This window comes from Actinomyces israelii DSM 43320, assembly GCF_000711965.1.
Classification (GTDB): Bacteria; Actinomycetota; Actinomycetes; order Actinomycetales; family Actinomycetaceae; genus Actinomyces; species Actinomyces israelii.
Genome location: NZ_JONS01000042.1, coordinates 20070 through 27318 on the forward strand (window position 1 = coordinate 20070; position 7249 = coordinate 27318).

Here is a 7249-nt window from a genome sequence, read left to right on the forward strand (position 1 = left end):
GCCGCCCCGGCGCCCCCCGGCCCTCGGCGCGCGATGAGGAGCCGCCGTCGGTCCCGGACGCGTCCTCTCAGCGCCGGCCGGCCGGCGGGGCCTCGTGCTCGGTCATGGCGCGGGCGAACTGGGCGGCGTGGAGGCGCGCGTAGGCGCCGCCGCGCTCCAGCAGCTCGGCGTGGTCGCCCTGCTCGACGATGTCGCCGTGCTCCATCACCAGGATCGTGTCCGCGTCGCGGATGGTGGACAGGCGGTGGGCGATGACGAAGCTCGTCCGCCCTTCCCGCAGCGCCCCCATGGCCCGCTGCACGAGCAGCTCGGTGCGGGTGTCCACCGAGCTGGTGGCCTCGTCCAGGATGAGGACGGCGGGGTCGGCGATGAAGGCCCGGGCGATGGTGAGCAGCTGGCGCTCGCCCGCCGAGATATTGGCGGCGTCCTCCTCCAGGACCGTCTCGTAGCCCTCGGGCAGGGCCCGCACAATGTGGTCGACGTAGCAGACGCGCGCGGCCGCCTCAACGTCCTCGTCCGAGGCGCCGGGGCGCCCGTAGCGGATGTTCTCGCGGATCGTGCCCTGGAAGAGCCACGGGTCCTGCAGCACCATGCCGGTGCGGGCGCGCACGTCGCGCCTGCGCATGGCCGAGGTGTCCACGCCGTCGAGGGCGATACGGCCGGAGTCGATCTCGTAGAAGCGCATCAGGAGGTTGACCAGGGTGGTCTTGCCCGCCCCCGTGGGCCCTACGATGGCGACGGTCTGGCCGGGCTCGACGCGCAGCGACAGGTCGCGGATGAGCTCGACCTCGGGGTCGTAGGAGAAGCGGACGTGGTCCATCTCGATCACGCCGGCCCCCCGCGCGCCCGCGGAGGCCTCCCCGCCCGCCGCGCCCTGCGGGGCCTCGCCCTCGGCGTCGGGCCGCTCCTCCTGGGCGTCGAGCAGCTCGAAGACGCGCTCGGCGCTGGCGGTGCCGGACTGGACGGCGGTGGTCATGCCGCCGAGCTCGGCCAGGGGCTGGGAGAACTGCTGGGAGTACTGGATGAACGCCTGCACATCCCCCAGGCGCAGGGACCCGCCGGCGACCATGAGCCCGCCGACCACCGCGATGGCGACATAGGCCAGGTTCCCGACGACCTGCATGATCGGCATCATAATGCCGGACAGGAACTGGGCGCGCAGGCCGGCGCGGTAAAGCTCGTCGTTGTCGGCGTCGAAGCTCTCGCGCGAGTCCTGCGTGCGCCCGTAGGTGCGCACCAGGGCGTGCCCGGAGAAGGACTCCTCGACCCGCACGTTCAGCCGCCCGGTCCTGGCCCACTGCACGGTGAAGGCCCTCTGGGAGCGCGGCCCGATGACGCCGAAGATGACGGCCATGAGAGGCAGGACGATGAGTGCCACCAGGGTCAGCCTCCAGGAGATCGACAGCATCATGGCCAGCACCCCGAGCACCGTCAGGATGGAGGTCAGCGCGCCGGACAGCGACTGCTGGAGCGTGTTGGTGATGTTGTCGATGTCGTTGGTGACGCGGCTGAGCAGCTCGCCGCGCTGGACGCGGTCGAAGTAGGACAGGGGCAGGTGGTGGATCTTGGCCTCCACGTCGGCGCGCAGCCGGTACATCGCCTTGACCGTCATGCGGTTGAGGATGAACCCCTCCAGCCAGGACAGGAGGGCCGAGCCGATGTAGACCGCCAGGGCGATCAGCAGGACGCGGCTCAGGGCGGCGTAGTCGATGCCCGCTCCGGGCACGAGGTCCATGGCGCGGACCATGTCGGCCATGTCGCCGTGGCCGGAGGCGATCAGGCCCTCGATCGCCTGCTCCTTGGTCGTCCCCTCCGGCAGCAGGGAGCTGATGGCGCCCTCGAAGACGATATTGGTGGCCCGCCCCAGGATCCTGGGGGCGGCCACGGCCAGGACGACGGAGACGACGGACGCGAGGGCGGTCACGACCAGAGAGAGGCTGTAGGGGGCCAGGAGGGCGAGCATCCGGGTGAAGGAGGGCCAGAAGGCGCTGGCCCTGCCCGGAGGCGGGCCGGCGCTCCAGTCCTCGGAGGCGGCCTGGGCGCTGGCGGCCAGCGCGAGGTCCTCCTCGCTGAGGCCCTCGACGGCGGGGCCGGCGGCGCCGGGGTCTGCAGGGGCGGTGGAGTCGGCGGTGCTCATGCGGCGGCCTCGCTTCCGAGCTGGGAGGTGACGATCTCGCGGTAGGTCCTGCTGGTGGCCACCAGCTCCTCGTGCGCGCCCCTGGCGGCGAGCCTGCCCTCGTCCAGGACGAGGATGAGGTCGGCCCCGGTGATCGTCGAGACGCGCTGGGCGACGACGATCTTGGTGACCCCGGCCGTCGCCGGCCCCAGGGCCGCGCGCAGGCGGGCGTCGGTGGCCACGTCCAGGGCGGAGAAGGAGTCATCGAAGACGAGCACCGTCGGGCGGCGCACGAGGGCGCGGGCGATGGCCAGCCGCTGGCGCTGCCCGCCGGAGACGTTGGTGCCGCCCTGGGCGATGGGCGCCTCCAGCCCGCCGTCCATCTCGGTCACGAAGTCGCGCGCCTGGGCCACCTCCAGCGCCTCCCACAGCTCCTCGTCGGTGGCCTCCTCACGGCCCAGACGCAGGTTGGAGGCGACGGTGCCGGCGAACAGGAAGGGCTTCTGGGGCACCAGGGCGAGCTGGGACCACAGGGTCTCGGGCTCGGCGCGGCGCACGTCGGCGCCGCCGACCAGCACCGCCCCGGCGGAGGCCTCCAGGAGCCGGGGGATGAGGTTGACCAGGGTCGTCTTGCCCGAGCCGGTGGAGCCGACGACGGCGACGGTCTGGCCGGGGCGGGCGGTGAAGGAGATCTCCGTCAGGACGGGCTCCTCGGCGCCGGGGTAGGCGAAGGTGACGTCGCGCATCTCCACCTCTCCCGGCCGGGGGAAGTCCGAGACGGCGTCGGCGGGGGCGGCCAGGGAGGGGTCGGTGGCCAGGACCTCGCTGATGCGCTCGGCGCACACCGCGGCGCGCGGGATCATCATGGTCATGAAGCTGGCCATGACGATGCCCATGAGGATCTGCATGAGGTAAGTCATGAACGCCACGAGCGTGCCGACCTCCACCCGGCCCGCCTCGACCTGGTGGCCGCCGAACCAGATGACGCCGACCATGGTGGCGTCCAGCACCAGCATGGTCGCCGGGAACAGGAAGACGAACAGCTGCCCGACCCTCTCCCCCACCCGGGTGATGTCCCAGTTGGCCCTCTCGAAGCGCTCGGTCTCGGCCGTCTCGCGCACGAAGGCCCGCACGACGCGGATCCCGGTCAGCTGCTCGCGCAGGACACGGTTGATGGAGTCCAGCCGCTCCTGGAAGGCGCGGAACAGCGGCACCATGCGCCTCACGGCCAGGCCGACCACGAGGACGAGCACGGGCACGGCCACCGCGATGAGCCAGGACAGGGAGGGGGCGCGGGTCACCGCCATGACGACGCCGCCGACTGCCAGCAGCGGCGCGGTCACCAGCATGGTGCAGCCCGTGAGCACGAGCATCTGGATCTGCTGGACGTCGTTGGTGGTGCGGGTGATCAGGGAGCCGGCCCCGAACACCGACACCTCCCGCTCGCTGAAGTCCCCGACCCGGCGGAAGATGAGGGCGCGCAGGTCGCGTCCCATGCCCAGCGCCGAGCGGGCGGCCAGCCAGGTCGCGGCCACGGTGCAGACCCCCTGCAGCACGGACACGCCGAGCATGAGGGCGCCGGTGCGCCAGATGTAGCCGGTGTCGCCCCGGGCGACACCCGCATCGATAATGTCGGCGTTGAGATTGGGCAGATAGAGCGAGGCCAGCACCTGCACGATCTGCAGGAGGAGGACCCCCGCCAGCAGGATCCGGTAGGGGCGCAGGTGGGTGCGCAGGAGACTGACGAGCATGGAACTTCCGAGGTCGGGGGAGCGACTGCGGGACCGCGGCCGGACCGGTTGACCGGCCCGGCGGGCCGGGTCCCGGCGGCGGGGCCCGGTCACGACCGCGGTACCGCGGGGACGCGCCGCATACTAGCCCCTGACGCCGCGTCAGGGTGCAAGCGCCGGCCGACGAGTCGTCTTCCCGGGCCCCGCCCTACCGGCCCTCGCCGTCGGGGGAGCGCCCCCGCGCGAGCAGGGCGCAGGCGGCGAAGACGGCCGGGATGAGGCAGCACACGAGCAGGGCGGGCCGCAGCCCGGTCCCGGCGTCGGGCGGCAGGTGCGCCGCGAGCCGGCTCAGCGCGCCGTCGGGTGCCGCGCCCGCGGCGGCGGCGACCGCCCCGGCAGCGGACGGTCCGGCGGCGGCCCCGATGTCCCCGGCCAGCGCCAGCACGGCGAACATGGCCCCGCCCCCTGCGGGGAAGCGGGCGGCGGCCAGCGAGGTCGCGCCGGGCCACATGAGGGCCACGCACAGGCCGGTGAGCGCGCAGGCGCCCAGGCCGGCCGCGGGAGCCGGGGACGACGCCGTCACCACGTAGCAGACGACGGCGCCCAGGCCGCTGGCCGCGAGCGCGCCGCGCAGAGGGATCGCCCGGACCCGACGGCCCGGGATCCCGTAGGCCGTGCGCCCCAGGGCCATGAGCAGGGCGAACAGGCCGGGGCCCAGCAGGTCCCCCACCGCCTTGGGCACCCCGGTGGCCCGCTGGGCGAAGAAGCTCGACCACTGGCTCATGGTGAGCTCGGATGCGCCGCCGGCGGCCATGAGCAGCAGGACGAGGAGGAAGACCGGGGAGCCCATGAGGCCTCTCAGGGAGGTCCGCTCGTGGTCGGGCACGGTGGCCGGCATGGGCGCGCGCGCCATGAGGACGGCGTTGACGGCCGGCACGAGCGCCCATGCCGGCGGCAGCACCCACCAGGCGCCCGGGCCGAGGGCGCCCAGCAGGCCGGTGGAGACCACGACCACTACCAGCTGTCCCCAGCAGTAGAAGGAGTGGAGCAGGGCCATGCCCGCCTCCCTGGACCGTCCGGGCTCGGCGGGCAGGTGCTCGACGACGGGGCTCGCCAGGACCTCGATGAGGCCGCCGCCGACGGCGTAGACGGCGGCGGCCAGGCACAGGCCCGCGAAGGGCGCCGCGAGCAGCTGCGGGAGCAGGGCCATGAGGACCAGGCCGAGCGCTGCCAGGACGTGGGCCAGCACCATGGGCGCGCGGTAGCCGACGCGGTCGACGACCTTGACGGCGGCCAGGTCGGTCAGCAGCTGGACGAGGAAGTTGAGGCCGGCGAGCAGGCCGAGCCGGGCGACGTCGATGCCGAGCCGGGTGTGGAAGACGACGAAGAGCAGCGGCGCCAGGTTGTTGACGATCGCCTGCACGATAAAGCTCGCGTAGGCGGCGCGGCGCGTGGTGGCGAAGGTCATGCGATGGGCCTCGGTCGTGGGTCGGGAGCCGGAAGGCGGCGGGCTGGGAGGAGCCGGGAGACCCGGCGCGGGATTCCACGGGTCTCCGGGCGCGCGGGCCCGCCCAGGGTATCAGCGATATCTACTCATCGGTCGGCACCGGCGGGACGGGGGCCGGGCTCCGCCGGCCGGTCTGGGAGCGCCGCGGGCCGGTGACGTCATATCGTCTCCCCGATGACATCCCCCGCCCCTCCCCCGCCGCGCGGCCGCATGGGCCGGACGGCGCGCCTGCTGGCCGCCGTCGTGCTGGCGGGCGCGGCTGCCGGGCTCGTGGGCATTGCCATGGCCTGCCTGCTCGAGGGCTTCGAGTGGCTCTTCTACGGGGTGCGCGAGGGGGCGTTGCCCGAGCGGGTCGCGGCCGCCCCGGCGTGGCGGCGCGTGCTCGCTCCCGCCCTCGGCGGCGCCCTGGCGGGGGCGCTGTGGTGGTGGGAGCGCGCCACCGGGGGCGTGGTCGGCGTCGAGGACGTCGTGGCCGACGGCTCGGGGGCCGCCGCGCGGATGGGGCTGGCGCGGCCGTTCGCCGACGGCGTGCTGCAGGTGCTCACCGTGGGCGCCGGCAACTCCGTGGGCCGTGAGGGGGCGCCGCGCCTCATGGCGGGGGCGGTCGCCGCCCGGCTCGCGCGGTGGCTGGGCCTGGAGGCGGGCGCCACTACCCTGCTCGTGGCCGCGGCGGCGGGCGCCGGCCTGGCGGCCATGTACGACGCGCCCATGGGCGGGGCGGCTTTCGCCGTCGAGATCACTATGGCGGCCGGGACGCGGCGCCGCGGCGTATGGCTGGCGCTGCCGGTGAGCCTGATCGCGACGGCCGTCTCGTGGCTGCACTCCCGCGGCCTCCCGACCTTCGAGGTCGCCGTGGGCGGGCCGGCGGCGGCCACCGTGGTGGTGGCGCTGGCGGCGGTGCCGGTGTTCCTGGGACTCGGCGTGGGGGCGCGCAAGTTGTGGGGCTGGTTCAGGGCGCACCGGCTCCCGGACAGGTGGACGCTGCCGGTGGGCATTGGCTCGGCGGGCCTGCTCACGGGTGCGGCGTCGCTGTGGCTGCCCGTCCTGCCGGGCAACGGCCGGGACGCCCTGGAGGCGGCGCTGGTCTCGCCGACGACGAGGGCGGCGCTGACGGCCCTGGCGGGCGTCGTGCTGCTCAAGCCGCTGCTGACCGGGGCGACGCTGGGAGCGGGCGCCACGGGCGGGCTGCTGGCGCCGTCCTTCGCCCTGGGCGGCAGCGCGGGGGCCGCGGTCGCGGGGCTGGCGCACCTGGCGGGCTGGGAGGCGAGCGTACCGGTGCTCGCGCTGGCGGGAGCCGGGGCGGTGCTGGCCATCACCCAGCGCGCCCCCGTGTTCGGCACGCTGTTCGTGTGGGAGCTCGCACGCCCCGGAGCGTGGGTGCTGGCGCTCATGGCGGTGGTTGTCGCGGCCTGCTGGCGGCTGACCTCTCCGCCCTCCTCCCCCATCTCGCTCCCCCGCTTCCCTCGCCGAGATTGGTCGTAATCCGCACCGAGATCGGTTCAGTTCCGGCCGTGGACTGCTGTGGGCCAGGAATGTTGGTGAGGGCTCGGTGAGGCGTCGCCGGGCGGGTGGGTCTGAGTGGTGGGGGCTGCTGGGTGGGCTGCCGGGCGTGTCTCGGACAGCTCTGAAAGCGGTCTTTCAGGCTGCTTGTCTTACTGCTCGGTGCTCCTGGTCGACCTCGCCCTGCGTCCTGTGCCCCAGGGCGGAGTGGAGTCGTTTCTGATCGTGTGTACCGGGGTCGACCTGGGAGGCAGTATCCCGGATGGCCTTGCTTCTTGCGGTGGTGGACCATCTGGTAGACCCTCTCGTTCCTTCAGGGTCGCGCCCGCCAGCTTCCGCCCAGGCACCCGCCCAGCACACCCCGGTCCTTCCCGCCCGGAGGGCGAGTGCCGTAGC

At 74.0% G+C, this 7249-nt stretch carries 4 protein-coding genes; 1 reads left to right on the forward strand and 3 read right to left on the reverse strand.

All coding sequences use genetic code 11. The features are described from left to right. Positions 1-67: 67 nt before the first annotated feature. The 3 genes from O145_RS12405 to O145_RS12415 form a co-directional block, all read right to left on the reverse strand. Complete coding sequence (locus O145_RS12405; RefSeq protein WP_043563475.1) at positions 68-2137, reverse strand: ABC transporter ATP-binding protein; 2070 nt, start codon at positions 2135-2137, stop codon at positions 68-70. Continuing rightward, complete coding sequence (locus tag O145_RS12410) at positions 2134-3867, reverse strand: ABC transporter ATP-binding protein (protein ID WP_043563477.1); 1734 nt, start codon at positions 3865-3867, stop codon at positions 2134-2136. Before O145_RS12410 ends, O145_RS12405 begins: the two co-directional genes overlap by 4 nt. Before the next feature lie 187 nt (positions 3868-4054). Further along, positions 4055-5314 (reverse strand): MFS transporter, encoded by a 1260-nt coding sequence (locus O145_RS12415; protein WP_043563478.1) that lies wholly within the window; start codon positions 5312-5314, stop codon positions 4055-4057. Positions 5315-5527: 213 nt separating this feature from the next. Between O145_RS12415 and O145_RS12420 the strand changes: the two genes are divergently transcribed. After that, a complete protein-coding gene (locus tag O145_RS12420; RefSeq protein WP_052375116.1) occupies positions 5528-6835 on the forward strand; it encodes a chloride channel protein in 1308 nt (435 codons plus the stop codon). Positions 6836-7249 lie beyond the last annotated feature (414 nt).